This window comes from Lentzea sokolovensis (assembly GCF_033949975.1).
Lineage (GTDB): Bacteria > Actinomycetota > Actinomycetes > Mycobacteriales > Pseudonocardiaceae > Lentzea > Lentzea sokolovensis.
This window is the reverse complement of record NZ_JAXAVU010000008.1, coordinates 262495-281191: the sequence shown is the minus strand read 5'-3', so window position 1 is coordinate 281191 and position 18697 is coordinate 262495. Positions and strand designations below refer to the sequence as shown.

The following is an 18697-nucleotide window of genomic DNA, read 5'->3' as shown; positions in this document are numbered from 1 at the left end:
GGCCCCGAGCTTCGAAAAGACCTGGGGGAAGACTTGAGGCGCCACAAGCAGGCGCGCGTGTTCGGCGTGCGCGCGCTCACTCTCGCACTGGCTGTATCGGCTGGTTTGATCACTCCTGACGCGCTCGCGGCGCCTGCTCCGGTGGAGTTGCCGGACGAGGTGTCCGCCACGGCGGCGGCGAAGAAGTTCAAGAAGCCGGTGAAGGTGTCGGGCTTGACGACCGAGGTTTCGGAGACCGTCGTCAACCCGAACGGCAAGATGACGCTGGTCCAGTCGCTCAAGCCGGAGCGGGTGAAGCGCGGGAACAAGTGGGTTCCTGTCAGCACGAAGCTGCGCAAGGACGCGGATGGCCTGATCCGTCCGGAGGCGTCCGCCGTGGACCTCCAGTTCTCCGGCAAGGGCAAGGGCAAGCCGCTCGCGTCGGTGGCGAAGGACGGTGTCGAGGTCGGCCTGTCCTGGTTGGACGTGTTGCCGGAGCCTGTGGTCGACGGCGCGAAGACGACTTATCGCGAGGTGTGGCCGGGTGTCGACCTGACGGTCGAGGCGACTGAGACCGGTTTCAGTCAGCTGTTGGTGGTGAAGAACGCGGACGCGGCGAAGTCGGACAAGCTGCGCAAGGTCACCTACGGTTCGTACGTCAACGGCGGTGCGCTGAGCCATGCCGACGGCGTGCTGACGGTGAAGGACACCCAGGGGCAGGTCCGGTTCACCGGTGACGCGTCGCAGATGTGGGACGCGACGGGCCGTCCGGCGAAGATGGGTGTCGAGCTCACGGACACCACCCTCTCCGTCCTCCCCGACCAGGCGTTCCTCGCCTCGCCGGAGACGAAGTTCCCCGTGTCGATCGACCCGCGTTACAACTGGGCGGGGGCCAAGAACCACCACGCCGTCATCCAGGAGAACTTCCCGAACGCCCGCAACTACGACCGCACCGACGGTGAGCTGGGTGACCTCAAGGCGGGCTGGCACAGCAGCACGGGCTTCTCGATCTCCTACATCGAGATGGGCACGGGTCCGCTGGCGGGTAAGAAGATCCACTCGGCGAAGTTCGCGGCGAAGGTGATCCACTCGTCGAACTGCGCGGCCGCCGAACCGACAGCCCTGTGGCACATGGGCGGGATCAACCCCCAGACCTCGTGGTCGAACGCGCCGGGGTGGATCGGCAAGTGGGGGACTACCAACAAGACGAACAACGGCAGCTTCTGCCCGTCCGACGGGCAGGTCGAGTTCGACGTCACCGGTCTGATCCAGAACCACGCCGACAACGCCCACCAGCAGGTGACCCTCGGTCTCTTCACCAACAACGACGCCAGGAACGACAAGGCGTGGCGCCGGTTCGACCTCAACCCTGTGCTGAGGGTCGAGTACAACTCGCCCCCGAACAGGGCGCGTGACCTGAACATGGAGCGCGGCGCGTACAAGTGCGGGGTCGGGCCGAACAAGGCGTACGTGCCGACGAGGACGCCTCGTCTGCGTGCTCAGCTGTCGGACCCGGATGGCGGCGTGCTCCTCGCCCACACCGTGCTGCACAAGGGAGCGCGGGGCGCCAGCGTCGGAGTCGAGCACTTCCACACCACCGACACCCCGTCGGGTTCGTACGTGGAAGTGCAGGCCTCCCCTGGGGTGATCACGGAGGACGGCACCTACCACTGGCTGGTGTACACGAGTGACGGCGAGCTGGACTCCGGCTGGGAGGACAGCTGTGAGTTCGACGTCGACACCGTGAAGCCCGTTGTGCCGCAGGTGAAGTCGGTGGAGTACCCGGAGAACGCGCCTGGTGGTGGAGCAGGCGTCACGGGCACGTTCGAACTGGACTCGGTGAAGTCCGCAAGTGGTGACGTGGCGAAGTTCATCTACTCCTTCACCTCGGACGGTGGCGACGGCCTGGGCAAGGAGAAGGTCGTCGACGCGGACGGCAAGGCGACGATTCGCTGGACGCCGTCCAACGGCACGAGCGAGACGTTGTACGTGAAGACGGTGGACCGGGCGGGCAACCTGTCCGACCTGCGGACCTACAACTTCATCGTGCTGGCCGGCGGGCCTCCCACGGCGCACTGGGCGTTGGACGGCGCGTTGACCGACGCCAACGGGGCGAACGCGTTGACGTCGAACGGCAGTCCGAACCTCGCTGCGGCGGGTCAGGTGGGCAAGGCCGTCGCTCTGCCCACGACGCAGGACTTCCTCAGCGGCGACGCGGTGGTCGACACGTCGAACAACTTCACGTTCTCGGCGTGGGCGAAGCTCGACAGCGCCAACGTGAGCCAGGCGGTGCTGTCCACTTCGGACGCTTCGACGTTCAGTGCCAGCTTGTACTACGAGAACGTCAACAAGCGTTGGACGTTCAGCATGACGCCGAACGGGGACCGGTTCGACCGCAAGTACGTGTACTCGACTGCCGATGCGCAAGCCGGTGTCTGGACGCACCTCGCAGGTATCTACAACGCGTTGGCGAAGAAGTTCGAGCTGTACGTCGACGGTAAGAAGCAGGGTGAGTTCGCCGGGCTGGAGAGCTGGCAGGCGTCGCAGATGCTGGTCGGCCGCCAGCAGTGGGGCGGTCAGGGCACCGCAGGCCTCGTCGGCTCGGTGGACGAGCTCAAGGTCTACCGCCGCACGTTGAACGACTCCGAGGTCAAGGTCCTGGCCAAACAAGCGGGTGTGCGCGCTCACTACAAGATCTCCGAGGGCACGGGTACGTCGACGAAGGACGAGATCACCGGACGCAACGCCACGCTCAGCGGCAAGACGGTGTGGGAGTCGGACGGCACCGACACGTCGTTGCTGTTCAACGGTCCGGACGAGGACGGCAACCCGCAAGACCTCTCGGCGTACGCGTCGGCTCCCGCTCCGGGTATCCGCACCGACCGGTCGTTCACCATCTCGACCTGGGCGCGGCTGGACCTGGAGGCCCACGAGGACAAGCCACGCACGATCGTGAGCCTGGTCAACAACGGAACCTCGCAGCTCGACGTCCGCTACGGCGGCGCGTCGAAGAAGTGGGAGTTCGTGATGGGTGGCACCACGGTCGAGACCGCGTACCGCGCGGAGCCAGGGGCATCGGAGTGGGTCTATCTCACGGCCGTGCACGACACGACGGCGTCGGAGATGCGCTTCTACCTCAACGGCATCTACATCACGAGGAAGCCGTTCACCGGCGGGTCGGCCTCGACCGAGTCCACCGTGGAGTTCGGCAGGCTCTCCCCGGCCACGGCCGCCGGTGGTTTCTGGAAGGGCGGCATCGACGACACCCGCGTCTACGCCGGTGCGCTGGACGACGCCGTGATCGTCGCGCAGGCGGTTCGCGGCTGACGGACTGGCGTGAGCGCCGTCGCCGGCGCTCACGCCGTCCGGAAGAGGTCTTCACCGCTGACCGCGGTGATGTGAGAAGCCGGGCTCGGGCCCGGTGCCAACCCTGGGGGAAAGATTTGATGCGCCACAGACAGGGGCGCGCGTTCGGCACGCGCGCTTTCGCTCTAGTGCTGGCTGTTTCGGCGGGCCTCCTCGTGCCTGAGGCACAGGCCATGGCCGCTCCGGTGGAGCTGCCGGACCAGCGGTCCGCGACGGCGGCCGCGAAGAAGTACAAGAAGCCAGTGAAGGTGTCGGGTCTGACGACCGAGGTCTCCGAGACCGTCGTCGAACCGGACGGCAAGCTGGCCTTCACCCAGTCCCTGAAGCCGGAGCGGGTGAAGCAGGGGAACAAGTGGGTTCCCGTGAACACGAAGGTGCGCAAGCACTCGGACGGCCTGATCCGCCCCGAGGCCGCGGCGGTCGACCTGAAGGTGTCCGGCAAGGGCAAGGGCAAGCCGCTCGCGTCCGTGGCCAAGGACGGCGTCGAGGTCGGTCTGACCTGGCTGGAGTCGTTGCCGGAACCGAAGGTGGACGGCGCCAAGACGACCTACTCGGAGGTCTGGCCGGGCATCGACCTGACCGTCGAGGCCACGGCGGGCGGCTTCAGCCAGCTGCTCGTGGTGAAGAACGCGGATGCGGCGAAGTCCGACAAGCTGCGCAAGATCACCTACGGCTCCCACGTCAGCGGCGGCAAGCTCAGCCAGCACGACGGGTTGCTGGAGGTGAAGGACGACAAGGGGAACCTGCGCTTCACCGGTGACGCGTCGCAGATGTGGGACGCGACCGGCCGTCCGGCGAAGATGGGCGTCGAGCTCACCGACACCACCCTCTCCGTCCTCCCCGACCAGGCGTTCCTGTCGTCGCCGGAGACGAAGTTCCCGGTGTCGATCGACCCGAGCTACAACTGGGCCGGTCTCAAGAACCACCACGCCGTCGCGCAGGAGCTCTTTCCCAGCGCCCGCAACTACGACCGCACCGATGGTCAGCTGAACGACCTCAAGGCGGGGTGGCACAGCAGCACGGGGTACTCGCTCACGTACCTCGAGATGGACATGAAGCCGATGGTCGGCAAGTACATCCACTCGGCGAAGCTCGCGATGAAGGTGATCCACTCCTCGAACTGCGCCGCGGCGGAGGCGACGGGCCTGTGGCACACCGGTCCGATCGGCCCCAGCACCAGCTACAGCGCCGGGCCGCAGTGGTACAACTGGCAGTCGTCGATCAACAGGACGAACAACGCCAGCTTCTGCCCGTCCGACGGGCAGACCGAGTTCGACGTGCTCGGACTGGCGAGGCACCAGGCCGACAACGGCTACGAGAGCATGACCGTAGGCCTCGCGACGAACAACGGCCACGCGAACGACAAGGCCTGGCGCCGTTTCGACCTCAACCCGGTGCTGCGGCTCACCTACAACTCGTACCCGCTCCCGATCGCGGACCGCAGCATCGAACGCGGTCTCAACCCGTGCAACGAGGGCGGGCCGGCCAACCTCACCTACGTCCCGACGAGGACGCCCCGCATGCGGGCCAAGCTGCAGGACCCGGACAACGGCCTGCTGTGGTCGTACTTCCGGCTGTACAAGGTCGTGAACGGCAACCCGGTCGAGATCCAGGGCTACCAGAACGAGGGCACCCCGTCGGGGTCGTACTCGGAGGCCCAGGTGCAGCCGGGCACGATCGCCGAGGACGGCAACTACCAGTGGTCCGTGAACACCGGTGACGGCGAGCTGGAGACCCCCGCGGCGAAGCTGCCGCAGCCGTGCCACTTCGTGGTCGACACGGTGAAGCCCGTTGTACCGCTGGTGAAGTCGGTGGAGTACCCGGAGGCGGCGCCGGGTGGTGGTGTCGGTGTGACGGGCACGTTCGAGCTGGACTCGGTGAAGTCGTCGAGTGGTGACGTGGCGAAGTTCATCTACTCGTTCACCTCGGACGGTGGTGACGGCCTGGGCAAGGAGCAGGCTGCTGATGCGAACGGCAAGGCGACGATCCGCTGGACGCCGACCACCGCGGGAACGCAGACGCTGTACGTGAAGACGGTGGACCGTGCGGGCAACCTGTCCGACCTGCGGACCTACAACTTCATCGTGCTGGTCGGCGGGCCTCCCGCGGCGCACTGGGCGTTGGACGGTGCGCTGACCGACTCCACCGGCGCCAACGCGTTGACGTCGAACGGCAGCCCGAACCTCACCACCGTCGGCCACGTGGACAAGGCCGTGACGCTCAACGGGACGCAGGACTTCCTCAGCGGCGGTGCGGCGGTCGACACGTCGCAGAACTTCACGCTTTCGGCGTGGGCGAAGATGACCGCGGGTGGCCTCGGTCGCGTCGTTTTGTCCACTGTGGACGCGTCCACGCTCAGTTCCAGCCTGTACTACGACTCGGGCAACAACCGCTGGGCCTTCGCGATGACGCCGAAGGTGAACAAGAACGACGTCAAGGTGGTGCACTCGGCAGCCGAGGCGCAAGCGGGTGTGTGGACTCATCTCGCCGGTACCTATGAGGCGACGACGAAGACGCTCATGCTGTACGTCGACGGCAAGAAGCAGGGTGAGTTCGTCGGGCTGGAGAGCTGGCAGGCGTCGCAGCTGCTGGTCGGTCGCCATCGGTGGAACGGGCAGGAGATCGGTGGGTTCGCCGGCTCGGTCGACGAGCTCAAGGTGTACGGCCGCACGTTGAACGACTCCGAGGTCAAGGTCCTGGCCAAGCAGGCGGGGATCCGTGCCCACTACAAGATCTCCGAGGGCACCGGCACGTCGACGAAGGACGAGATCACCGGCCGCAACGCCACCCTGAGCGGGAAGACTGCTTGGGAGTCGGACGGTTCCGACACGTCGTTGCTGTTCAACGGCCCTGATACCGACGGCAACCCACAAGACCTCTCGGCGTACGCGTCGGCTCCCACCCCTGGGATTCGCACGGACCGCTCGTTCACGGTCTCGACGTGGGCCCGGCTCGATCTGGACGCGCACGAGGACAAGCCACGCACGATCGTGAGCCTGGTCAACGGCGGAACCTCGCAGCTCGACGTCCGTTATGGCGGTACGTCGAAGAAGTGGGAGTTCGTGATGGGCGGCACCACGGTCGCGACCGCGTACCGCTCCGAACTGCAGGAGTGGGTCTACCTGACGGCGGTGCACGACACGACCACGTCGGAGATGCGCTTCTACCTCAACGGCATCTACATCACGCGTGCTCCGTTCACCGGTGGCACGGCCTCGACCGAGTCCACTGTGGAGTTCGGCAGGTTGTCGCCGGCCACTGCGGCCGGTGGTTTCTGGAAGGGCGGCATCGACGACACCCGCGTCTACGCGGGTGCGCTGTCGGACGAAGAGATCCGGGCGCAGGCAGTGCGCGGCTGATCAAGCAGTTCACTTCTATCGAAGGAAGTTCATGCGTAACCACAAACGGTGGTCGCGCGTCCTTGCCGTAGCGCTGGGCTGGGTCATGATCGCCGGTGTCGTCTCCCCGATGCCGGCGATCGCCCAGCCCACGGGCAGAGACGCCAAGAAACCCGACACCCAGACCGAGAAGAACGTCCCCGGCGAGCCCGCGAAGCTGCGCCCCGTCACCCAGATCACGGCGAACAACCAGCCCACCCCGAAGGTGACCTGGCCCGCGGCGACCAAGTCCGAGGTGGCCGCGGAAGGCGGCTTCCGCAAGGCCGGCGCGTCCCCGGTCGAGGTCAGCAAGCCCGATGCGGCCCCCGTCCAGGTCGAGACGTTCAACCAGGACACCTCGGCCAAGGCCGGCGTGGCCGGTGTCGTGCTCAAGGTGTCCGACAAGGCCGGGAAGTCCCCCGGCAAGACGTCGGTGCAGGTCGACTACTCGGGCTTCGAGCACGCCTACGGCGGTGACTACGGCTCGCGCCTGCGGCTGGTGCAGCTGCCGGAGTGCGCACTGTCCACCCCGGACAAGGCGGAGTGCAAGAAGCGCACCCCCGTCGCGTCCCGCAACGACATCAAGAACAAGAAGCTGACGGCCACCGACCTCGCTCCTTCCGCGGGTGCGATGGTGCTGGCGGCCGAGCCGGCTGCCGGCGGTGCCGGTGGCTCCTTCCAGGCGACGTCGCTGTCGCCGGCGGGCAGCTGGTCGGCGGGTGGTTCGAGTGGTGACTTCACCTTCAACTACCCGATCAAGCTGCCGGGCTCGGTCGGCGGCGCCGCGCCGAGCGTGGGTCTGGGCTACTCGTCCGGTGGTGTGGACGGCCGCACCAGCGCGACGAACAACCAGGCGTCGCCCTCCGGTGACGGCTGGGACCTCAGCGGCGGCGGGTTCATCGAGCGCCGCTACAAGAGCTGCGGCGAGGACCTGAACGCGGCGATCGGCCAGCAGAAGACGGCTGACCTGTGCTGGGTGACCGACAACGCGACCGTCCAGCTCGCCGGCATCTCCTCGGAGCTCGTCCGGATCGGCAACACGGAGACGTGGCGGGCCAAGAACGACGACGGCTCGAAGATCGAACGCCTCTACCGCACGCCTGTCGCCGGTGGTGACAACAACGGCGAGTACTGGAAGGTCACGACCCCGAACGGAACCCAGTACTTCCTGGGCTCGCGCGAGGCGGAGTCGACGTGGACGGTGCCGGTGTTCGGCAACCACGCCGGCGACCAGTGCTGGCAGGCCGGCAAGCAGTTCAAGGACCTGTCGTGCCGTCAGGCGTGGCGCTGGAACGTCGACTACATGGTCGACCCGAAGGGCAACGTCACCCGGTTCTACTACCAGGTCGAGAAGAACCGCTACGGCCGCAACCTCGACGCCGGCGACGGCCAGGAGTACGACCGGGCCGGTCACCTGCAGCGCATCGACTACGGGCTGCACAACTCCGACGAGAACGCCCCGGCACCGGGTCAGGTGCAGTTCCACTACTCGGAGCGGTGCATCCCGTCCTCCGGCTTCGACTGCGCCCCGGCCAAGCTGACCAAGGAGAACGCGAAGCAGTGGCCGGACGTGCCGTTCGACCAGATCTGCGCGCCCGGCGCGCGGTGTGAGAACCAGTACTCACCGACGTTCTTCACGCGGCTGCGGTTGTCGAAGATCACCACGCAGGTGCGCAAGGAGGGCGTGGCCGCCGAGTGGCGTCCGGTCGACCAGTGGGAGCTCGAGCAGTCGTTCCCGCCGTCCCAGGACGGTCTCGACCCGGCGATGTGGCTCGACGGCATCAAGCACACCGGGCTCGCCGTCGAAGGACAGCCGAAGTCGTTGCCCTCGACGAAGTTCGAGCGCATCACGATGGCGAACCGGGTCGACGGCATCAGCGACGTGTACCCGCCGCTGCTGCGCGGCCGGATCAAGCGCGTGCAGCACGAGGCCGGCGGCATCACCGAGGTCGAGTACACGGGCGCGGACTGCGTTCCGGGTCAGCGCATGCCGACCCTGGCGAACGCGCACGAGAACACCATGCGCTGCTTCCCGTCGTACTGGACGCCGGAAGGCGCGCTGGAGCCGCAGCTGCACTGGTTCCACAAGTACGTCGTGCGCGCGGTGATCGTGGACGACCGGGTCCGTCAGCTCAGCGAGCAGACGAAGACCTACTACGAGTACGAGAGCATCGGCAACGCCTCGCTGTGGCACTACGACGAGAACGACTTCGGCGACCCGAAGTACCGGACGTGGTCGCAGTGGCGTGGTTACAACAAGGTCCGCACGATCGTCGGTGACACCAACGAGCCGGACCGGCTGGTCAGCGAGAAGATCTTCCTGCGCGGCATGGACGGCGACACCATGCCCGGTGGTGGCAAGCGCGACGCGTGGGTCGAGTACGACGGCGACCGGATCGAGGACGTCGAGCGGGTCAAGGGCGTCGAGTGGAAGTCGTTGTCCTACAACGGGGACAAGGTCCACACGAAGACCACGAGCGAACCGTGGATCTCGCCTCCCACCGCCGAGAACGGCGAGGACAAGGCGTCCCTGCTCAACACGAAGTCGGTGACGACCAAGACCTCGGTCGGCACCGACCAGTGGCGGACCAAGCGGGCGAGCACGACGTTCGACGATGCCCACGGCCAGGCCACCAAGGTCGAGGACGAGGGTGACGTGAACGTCACCGGTGACGAGAAGTGCACGCTCACCACGTACGCGCCCAACGAAGCCGCGTGGATGTGGACCTACGCGAGCCGCATCCTCACCTATGCCGCCAAGTGCGACGTGCCGATGACGGACGACAACACCGTCAGCGACACGATCTCCGCGTTCGACGGCCAGCTGTCCGGCGCGGCCCCGACCAAGGGCCTCGTCACGACCGCGTCCCGCTGGAACGGCGAGCGGACCACGCCACGCCAGTACCAGGCGGTCACCACCACCGAGTACGACGTCTACGGCAGGGTCAAGAAGACCACCGACCCGGCGCTCGGCGAGACGACCACGACCATGGAGCCGGCGTTCGGCTTCCCGACGCGCAAGGTGACCACCACCAACGCCAAGGGCCACGCCTCGGTCGTCGAGTACGACCCGGCGCTGGGAGTGCCCGTCGCGACGGTCGGACCGAACGGTGAGCGGGTCGACGCGAAGTACGACTCGCTGGGCCGGTTGACGGCCACGTGGTTGCCTCACCGTGAACGCGATCTGAGCGCGAGCACGCAGAACGAGTACATCTACGACGAGGCGACCGCGACCGTCGTCGAGGTCTCGAAGTCGTTGCGTGAGAGCGACCAGCAGTACAACGTCTCGTACAAGATCTACGACGGCCTGATGCGCATGCGTCAGACCCAGGTCCCGGACGGTGAGCAGAAGGCGGGCGAGCTCGGGCGGATCATCTCCGACACGTTCTTCGACTCGCGTGGCCTGGTCACCAAGACGTCGGCCGCCTACTTCAACCAGCAGGCGCCGGACGGCAAGCTGTTCGTCGTCGCCGACGTCCAGGTGCCCAACCAGGAGATCACCAAGTTCGACAAGCTGGGCCGCCCGGTCAGCGTGGCGTACCACAAGTTCGGCACCAAGCAGTGGGACACGACCACGGTGTACGCGGGCGACCGCGTACATGTGACACCGCCGCCTGGCCAGATCCCGACCACGGTGGTCAGCGACGCGCACGGCCGTGAGCTCGAGCGCATCCAGCACAACGGTGTCGGCGCGGACGTCACGAAGACGAAGTACAACTTCAAGGGCCAGCTGGTCGAGGTCACCGATCCGGCGGGCAACAAGTGGTCGTACGAGTACGACCTGCTGGGCCGGCAGAAGAAGCAGACCGACCCGGACCGCGGCTCGTCCACCGTCGAGTACAACGCGCTCGACCAGGCCGTGAAGACGACCGACAGCGAAGGCCGTTCGGTCTCGGTCGAGTACGACCAGCTCGGTCGCAAGACCAAGATGCTGTCCGGCACCACCACGCTCGCCGAGTGGGCCTACGACGCCAGGAAGAAGGGCCTGCTCGACTCGTCCACCCGCTACTCCGGTGGCCAGGCCTACATCGAGCGCGTCACGCGGTACGACCAGTTCAGCCGCGTCCGCGACACCGAGGTCGTCATCCCGGCGACCGAAGGCGCCCTGGGCAGGACGTACAAGTTCACGCGTGACTACACGCCGGTCGCGGGTGCTCCGCAGTCGGTGCTGTCACCCGCCGCCGGCGGCCTGCCGCAGGAACGGGTGTCGACGTTCTACAACGACCAGGGCGCACCGGTGAAGACCGGCGGTCTGAGCACGTACGTCAACGACCAGGTCTACTCGAAGTTCGGCGAGACCCTGCGCCTGAGCCTGGGCGAGGCCGACAGCGTCAACCAGCTGTGGATGACGAACTACTACGAGGAGGGCAACCGCCGCCTCGAACAGGCCATTGTGGACCGTTCGAAGGACACCGACTGGCGCATCTCCAACCAGAAGTACTCCTACGACCTCGGCGGCAACATCACCCGGATCTCCGACGAGCCGAGTGACACCACCGCGCGGGACACGCAGTGCTTCCGCTACGACAACCTGCGCAGGCTGACCAAGGCGTTCACGCCGCTGTCCGGTGACTGCACGTCGACGGCCGTCGGTGGTGGGGCGCCGTACAACCACGAGTACGAGTACGACGCGATCGGCAACCGCACCAAGGAACGCACGATCAGCGGTTCGAACGTCGTGGAGCGCAAGTACAACTACGACCCGGCCAACCAGCCGCACGTGGTGCGTTCGATCGACGAGACCGGCCCGTCCGGCACCGCCCGCGACGAGTTCGGCTACGACAAGACCGGCAACACCAGCACCCGCAAGATCGCCGGCAACACGCAGTCGATCACCTACGACGTCGAAGGTCACACCTCCAAGGTCGTGGAGGCCTCCGGCAAGGAGTCGACGTACCTCTACAGCGCCAGCGGCAGCCGCCTGATCAAGCGCGAGCCCGGCCGCACGACGCTGTACCTGCCCGAGGGCATGGAACTGGTCCTGGACACCACCACGACCACGGTGTCCGGCAAGCGCTACTACGCCCACGGCGGCAACATCGTGGCGATGCGCACGTCGAGCGGCGAGGTGTCGTTCCAGGTGGGCAACCACCAGGGCACGCCCACCATCTCGGTGAAGGCCAACGGCCTGTCCTACCAGCGCCAGTACTTCGACCCGTTCGGCAAGGCCCGCGGCCCCAACGGCGGCGCCTGGCCGGACGACAAGGGATTTGTCGGTGGCACAAGGGACTCGTCGGGCCTGACGCACCTCGGTGCCCGTGAGTACGACCCGGCGACGGGCCGCTTCCTGGCCGACGACCCGATCATGAACGTCGCGAACCCGCAGCAGGTCAACGGTTACTCGTACAGCAACAACAACCCGGTGACCTTCTCCGACCCGTCGGGCATGTACCTGGAGGGTGGCCACGACGGAAGCGGCCACAGCTGGGGCATCGACATGCGCGGTGGCGGCACCATCATCGGCAATCCGCCGGCAGAGGAGGAGGCGGGCCTCGCCCAGGCCTTCCCGCAAGCGTACAAGAAGCGGGCGAAGGCTCAGGCGGCGCACAACGCGGCGCAGCAGGCCCGCTATGCCGCTGCCGGTGGCAAGGACAAGTACGAGGAGTACTTGCGCGAGGCCAACAACACGCAGACGTGGTGGGACGTCGTTGTTGCGGAGCTTCCTGACCTGTTGATGGACCTCACGGGCATCAACGACGTCAAGGACTGCTTCACGAACTTCGACATCCTCGCCTGCGTGAGTTTGGTGCCGGCGGCGAAAGCGTTCAAGATTTTGCAGGCTGGCGCACGGATCGTGAGTGCGATCGTCAAGGCCAACAGGATCATGGACAAGATCGCTGACTTCGGGAAGCGGTTGCGTCGGGTCGAGGAGAAGGCCGAAGAAGCGGTCGAGGACGCGGTCGCGGCCTTGGATGTGGTGTCGTGCAAGACCGGCAACAGCTTCAAACCGCGCACTCGCGTCTTGATGGCGGACGGCTCTTCGAAAGCCATCGAAGAGATCGAGGTCGGCGATCAGGTTCTCGCAACTGATGCGGAGGCTGGTCTGAGCCAGGCTCAAGACGTGGTGCGGACCATCGTCGGCGACGGTTTCAAGAATCTCGTCGAGCTGACGATCGCCGGTCAGGACGAGAAGATCGTCGCTACAGATGGGCACCCGTTCTGGCTGCCGGAGATCAAGGAATGGGTGACGGCTGAAAAGCTCGTCGCCGGTACCTGGCTCCAGACCTCGGCGGGTACCTGGGTTCAGGTCGTCCAGGTGCGGCAGTGGACTGCCAAGCAGCGCGTCCACAACCTGACAGTCAGCGGTGCTCATACCTATCACGTACTTGCGGGTAGCACTGCGGTTCTTTCCCACAACTGTGGAGACGCTGGTGAACTCATCGCGGGGCCCGAACTGGGGTCTCTCCGTGTGCCGGCGACACGGGCGTCGGAGTCCGAGGTAGCGGCTGCGGAGCACATGGCTGCTGGCGGTCGTAATGTGGTTCTTCGCGATCCTGTTGGGACGAGGAAGGGCAAGCTGACAAGCGACCTCGTGGTTGACGGAGTGAACTGGGACGTGTATACGCCGACGAGTGATTCTGTAAAGCACATCCTCACGGGTGTGGCCAAGAAGCATTCCCAAGTGCACGGAGGCGGAGTGATCGTCAACCTGGCTGGGACGGGACTCTCGGCTGGCGACTTCGGTAATGCGCTCGGCAGAGTGAATGGGATGATTCGCAGCTGGAAGAAGCAGGAGATCAGCGGTGTTGAATTCATGGGTGGGTAGCCATGGCCAAGATGATTTGTCGCTGTGACACCATCCTTCGGGATGATGATCCTGACGGCAGTATGTTTTTGATCTCGCGCCGTGAATTCGACGTAGAGTCTGATGCTGTGAACCTCTTCGGGTTGTCGAAGTTGGCTCTGCACTGTCCGACGTGTGGGCGCTTGTGGGTTTTTTGGGAGGATGAAGAATCCGCGGAGGAGTACATTCCAAAATCGAAGGGCGCAAGCGGTTAATCTTGGTCGGAGTGTGTCGAGAGAATAGTTCGGCTGTGCTGTCGGTTGCCAGTTGGTGTAGCCGTTAGGAGTTGCAAGAACTATTCCAGACGAAGTGGCTCGGATGCGAAGGCGGTGTCCGGGCCACTTTTTTGGATTTGGCCATATTTGGCGTTCTGGAAGCAGGTCTTGTCGCCGAGCTCGTTGAATGAGGAGGTCGGGCTCGGTAGCGCGGTTGCGGCATGTGTTTGAAGGAGCGGGGCCACTTGAAGTTGTGCGCTAGCTAACGCTGGTCGTCTTCGTTTTTAGGGCGTTTGGAACAAACGAACTCGTGGCAGGAACGCAGCCGAGGCTGTAATACGAATGGGTAGTGGATCCACCGGAGATGCGTGATTGGATTGCCAGTTTCCAGTGTGGAATGCTGAGGGCCGGACACGATCGTCGTGTCCGGCCCTCGGTCTGTTCGGGAAATCAATCAGGGCTTCTGCTGACGCCTCAAGCCCAGCTGTCTCCACGAACGACGACGCCCGTTCGTGGAGGGTGTGGAACCCTCCATCGGCGATCCTTCACGCCGAGGCCGGCGAACGGCCCGAGCCGCCGCACCAGCCACACGCCCGCGCAAAGGCTGACGCAGCCCAAGCCGACGAGCCGCAACCCCGTGCGCCCGCTTGATGGCACGCCGGTCAGCCCCGGTGACGGTCCAAGCCTCCGGATGCTTCGACAGCCACATGTACCGCCGCACCGAATAGGGCAGGTGCCCGAGGTACACCACCATCGCGATGATCAATGCCACCAACGGATAGGTGATGATTGCGGCCGCCAATAGGCCCACCGCCACCAGCAAAGGAGCAACGGCACGCGGCGGCACCTTCACCGTCTTCACCGACAGCGTCGGAATCCGCGACACCAGCAGCACCGCGACGAAGACGGTCCACGCGGCCACGACGTAGGAGTTGTTCCACCAGCCGGCGGTGCGGACCTGCTCCTCGATGATGAGGGGCAGGAGCAACAACAACCCACCGGCCGGAGCCGGGACGCCCACGAAGAACTCCTTCGCGAACGGCGGTTGTTCCTTCTCCAGCAACGTGTTGAAGCGGGCGAGGCGGACCACCATGCAGACCGCGAAGATCAGCGCGATGACCCAGCCCGCGCGGTTGCCCTCGAACTTCCACAGGTAGATCGCGAGGGCCGGCGCCACGCCGAACGAGATGGCGTCGGCCAGCGAGTCCAGCTCCGCGCCCATCTTCGACGTCGCGTCCAGCATGCGGGCGATGCGGCCGTCCAGGCCGTCGAAGACGGCGGCCGCCGCGATCGAGGCGATGGCCGCGCCCCACATGCCGACGTTCGCGAAGTGCACCGCGGACAGGCCCGAGCACATGGCCAGGACCGTGATCGCGTTCGGCAGCAGGCGGACGCTGGGCCCGCTGGGAGCCATCAGGCTTCCGGGAGCTCGGCGAGGACGGTCTCGCCGCCGATGGTGCGCTGGCCGGCTTCGACCAGGACGCGGCTGCCGCGCGGCACGTAGAGGTCCACTCGCGAGCCGAAGCGGATCAGGCCGTAGGTCTGGCCGGCGGTGACCTTCTCGCCCTCGGCGACCTCGCACACGATGCGGCGGGCGACCAGGCCGGCGATCTGCACGACGACGAGGTCGTGGCCGTCGACGGTGCGCAGCCACACGGTGTTGCGCTCGTTCTCCTCGGAGGCCTTGTCGAGGTCGGCCGAGAGGAACTTGCCGGGGTGGTACGAGACCTGGACGATCTCGCCGTCCGCGGGCACGCGCTGCACGTGCACGTCGAACACCGAGAGGAACACGCTGACGCGCGTCATCGGCGTGGTGCCGAGGCCGAGCTCGGCGGGCGGGACGGCGTCGACCACGTGCGAGACGGTGCCGTCGGCCGGGGCCACTGCGAGGTTCGGACGGGTCGGCGTCACGCGCTTCGGCTCGCGGAAGAACCACGCCACCCACGCCGTGACCAGGGCGAGGACTACGCCCAGGCGCTTGAAGCGCAGCCGGACGAGGAGGGTCGCGATCGCCGCGGCGGCCACGAACGGGCGGCCTGCCGGGTGCATCGGCGGCACCATGCCGCGCGCGAGTTCGAGGAAGTGGGAGACGGGCTTCTCGCTGCTCATCGTGTCTGGGGGTCCGTAGCTTCCGTGAGTTGTCGGGCGCCAACACGCTACGGCAACACGCCAAACCGCCCGTCGGGACTGCCGGAAAGACAAGTGGCCGGTCGGCCCGTGCATCCCCCGACGAATGCGCGGGCCGACCGGCACCTGCGGGCAGTGTAATCCCCGTCACATGGCGTGAACAACGTCGCTGGGTGAGCGTTCCGTCACAGTCCGTCGACGCCGAGGTTCTGCAGCCTGAAACGCACCTCTGCCACCTTGTTAGCGTCACGGACGGCGGGGGCGACCAGGTCTTCCGGGTAGACCGCAGCTCCGTCGCTCGTGCGCAGGACGAACAGTCCGCCCCAGTTGAGTTCCAGCGTCGCGCGGTTAGTCGTCACAAGCAGGTCAGACACCATGCAACCGAGTAGTTCCGTCACGGCCTCGACGGCGGCGTCGTGCACCTGCTCCGGGGTCAGCGACGCGTCCACCGGGGCTCCCGTCAGCTTGTGCAGCTCGGCACGGGACAACGCCGCCAGCACGTCCGCCAGCGTCTCGCCGACCTTGCTCACCCGGCCTGCGTGCCGCAGCGCGTCTGCGTAGCGGCGCACGAGCACCGGCCCGGCCAGCGGCGCGAGCTCCTGCCAGGTGATCGGCGGCCCCTGCACCCCGACCAGCGCCGCGACGGCCTCGGGCGGGGTGCCGTCGAGCAGCGACCACGCACGCCGTTCGTCGACCGCCTCCGTCACGCCGCCGGAGAACGGGGAGAGCTGCCTGATCGTGGCGACCCGCTCGCGGATCGGCGGATGGCTGTCGAAGATCGACGACGGTTCCTGCGCGGCCATCAGCGGTTCGATCTCGCGCAGCTGGTGCACGCGCCGCGGGTGGTTCAGATAGGAGCGGAAGCCCTCCAGCAACGGCGGTGTGCGCCCGGCCAGCACGGCCAGCGAGACGTACCAGCGCAGGTACTCGTTCCAGGCCTCGCCGAGCGGGCCGCCGCGCAGCAACGACCGCGCCGTCGCCTCCGCCCCGGCCGCCGCCACGGACACCTCGTCGGCGAACCGCTCGTGCTTGCGGCTCTCCGAGGCGGCGACCAGCGCGTACAGCCTCGCCCACGCGTAGAGGACGGCGGACAGGTAGCTGCCCTGCCCGATCACCATGCCCAGGGCGAGCTTCGCGCGGAACGTCACCGCCGACACCTGCGTGTGGCCACCGCCGTAGTGACCGAGCTCGTGGGCGACCACCGACCGCAGCTCACCGATCGTCATGCCGGCCACGAACGGCAGGCCCAGCTCCAGGTAGCGCGTGCCGTGGCGTTCCCACACGCCCGCGTTCGCCTCGTTGACGAGCCGGATGTCGTCAGGGCTGCGGGTGCCCGCCAGCACGGCCAGCTCGTCGACGTGCCGCCACAGCTCCGGGTGCGTCGCGCGGGTCAGCGGGACGCCGGTCGGCCGCGGCCGGGCCCAGAACGCCCTGACCATCGCGTACAGCGACGGCCCGCCGACGACGAGCGTCAACGCGGTGAGGAACGCCCCGCCCTCGACGTCACCCCGGTCGAACAGGACGTAGGCGAGAACGCCCAGCAACACGGTGAGGCCCAGCGCGAGCACGAAGAACCCGGCGAGCATCACCAGGGCCAGTGCCGCTCTCATTGGAGGTGTCGGACGGTGACCTCGGCCCCCGCCGCCAGCTCCGTGACGTCCTCGGGCACCTCGATCAGGCAGTTCGACAGCGCGAGCGCCGACAGCAGGTGCGACCCCGGCCCGCCGACGGGCGTCACGACCTCGCCGGACGACGGGTCGTGCAGGCCGCGCCGGAACTGCGTCTTCCCCGCCGGAGAGGTGAGAGGAGTCGTGATGGTCGCTCGCGCCGTGTGGCGTTCCGGCTGCGTGTGGCCCATGGACGCGAGCAGCGCCGGCCGCACGAACACCTCGAACGACACCTGCGCGCTCACCGGATTGCCCGGCAGCGACAGCACCGGCACGCCCTTGTAGCGACCGGAGCCCTGCGGCCCGCCCGGCTGCATCGCGACCTTGGTGAACTGCACGTCGTGGCTCGCGAAAGCGTCCTTGACCACCTCGTACGCGCCCGCGCTGACCCCGCCGGACGTCATGATCACGTCCACCGAACCGAGGTACGGCGCCAGCGCGCGGTGGAACTCCTCGACGTCGTCCGGCACGAACCGCAGCTGCACGGCGACGCAGCCCGCGTCCCGCACGGACGAGGCGAGCATCATGCCGTTCGACTCGTAGATCTGCCCCGGCTGCAGCGGCTTGCCCGGTTCGACCAGCTCGGAGCCCGTCGACAGGACCAGCACCCGCGGACGGCGGCGCACCGGCAGCTCGGGGAAGCCGAGGGCGGAGGCGAGACCGAGCGTGGACGGGCGCAGCACCGTGCCCGCGGCCAGCACCGCGTCGCCCTTGCGCACGTCGTCGCCGCCGGTGCGGATGTTCTGGCCGGGTGCCACGGCCCGGTTGATCGTCACGGTCTCCGTGCCGCCGTCGGTCCACTCGACCTGGACCACCGCGTCCGCGCCGGGCGGAAGCGGGGCACCGGTCATGATCCGCTGCACGGTGCCGGGCGTCAGCGGGTTGAGCTGGGTCCGGCCCGCGGGGATGTCGTCCTCCACGACGAGACGGACCGTCTCGTCTCGTCTGAGGTCAGCCGCCCGCACCGCGTACCCGTCCATCGCGGAGTTGTCGAACGGCGGCAGGTCGAGCGGCGCGATGACGTCGGCGGCGAGCACGAGTCCGAGGCACTCGTCGAGCGGGAGCTGCAGCACGGGCATCGACCCGACGAGCTCCGCGACGCGCTGGCGGTGTTCGGCGACAGTGGTGGGGGACACGACTGCATACTGCCAACGTCGCGGTGCTCGTGACGGCCGCTTTGCC

At 67.0% G+C, this 18697-nt stretch carries 7 protein-coding genes; 3 read left to right on the top strand and 4 right to left on the bottom strand.

What is annotated here, in order from left to right:
- Positions 1-33 precede the first annotated feature (33 nt).
- The 3 genes from SK854_RS15910 (at position 34) to SK854_RS15900 (ending at position 13488) form a co-directional block, all read left to right on the top strand.
- Positions 34-3306: a LamG-like jellyroll fold domain-containing protein gene (locus tag SK854_RS15910; protein WP_319975870.1), complete on the top strand. Its 3273-nt coding sequence runs from the start codon at positions 34-36 to the stop codon at positions 3304-3306.
- A 119-nt stretch (positions 3307-3425) separates the two neighbouring features.
- Positions 3426-6704 carry a LamG domain-containing protein gene (locus tag SK854_RS15905; RefSeq protein ID WP_319975869.1) on the top strand — a complete coding sequence of 1093 codons (3279 nt, stop codon included), beginning with the start codon at positions 3426-3428 and terminating at the stop codon, positions 6702-6704.
- A gap of 31 nt (positions 6705-6735) precedes the next feature.
- Complete coding sequence (locus SK854_RS15900) at positions 6736-13488, top strand: RHS repeat-associated core domain-containing protein (RefSeq protein WP_319975868.1); 6753 nt, start codon at positions 6736-6738, stop codon at positions 13486-13488.
- 687 nt (positions 13489-14175) lie between these two features.
- Here the strand turns inward: SK854_RS15900 and pssA are convergent.
- The 4 genes from pssA to moeA form a co-directional block, all read right to left on the bottom strand.
- Positions 14176-15135 (bottom strand): CDP-diacylglycerol--serine O-phosphatidyltransferase, encoded by a 960-nt coding sequence (pssA, locus tag SK854_RS15895; RefSeq protein WP_319975867.1) that lies wholly within the window; start codon positions 15133-15135, stop codon positions 14176-14178.
- Entirely contained in the window at positions 15135-15830 is a 696-nt protein-coding gene (locus SK854_RS15890) for a phosphatidylserine decarboxylase (RefSeq protein ID WP_319975866.1), read from the bottom strand. The genes pssA and SK854_RS15890 overlap by 1 nt, the downstream gene beginning before the upstream one ends.
- Before the next feature lie 203 nt (positions 15831-16033).
- Entirely contained in the window at positions 16034-17458 is a 1425-nt protein-coding gene (locus SK854_RS15885) for a M48 family metallopeptidase (protein ID WP_319975865.1), read from the bottom strand.
- Positions 17455-18651, bottom strand: coding sequence for a molybdopterin molybdotransferase MoeA (gene moeA, locus SK854_RS15880; protein ID WP_319975864.1), 1197 nt, complete (start codon positions 18649-18651; stop codon positions 17455-17457). Before moeA ends, SK854_RS15885 begins: the two co-directional genes overlap by 4 nt.
- Between the last annotated feature and the right edge of the window lie 46 nt (positions 18652-18697).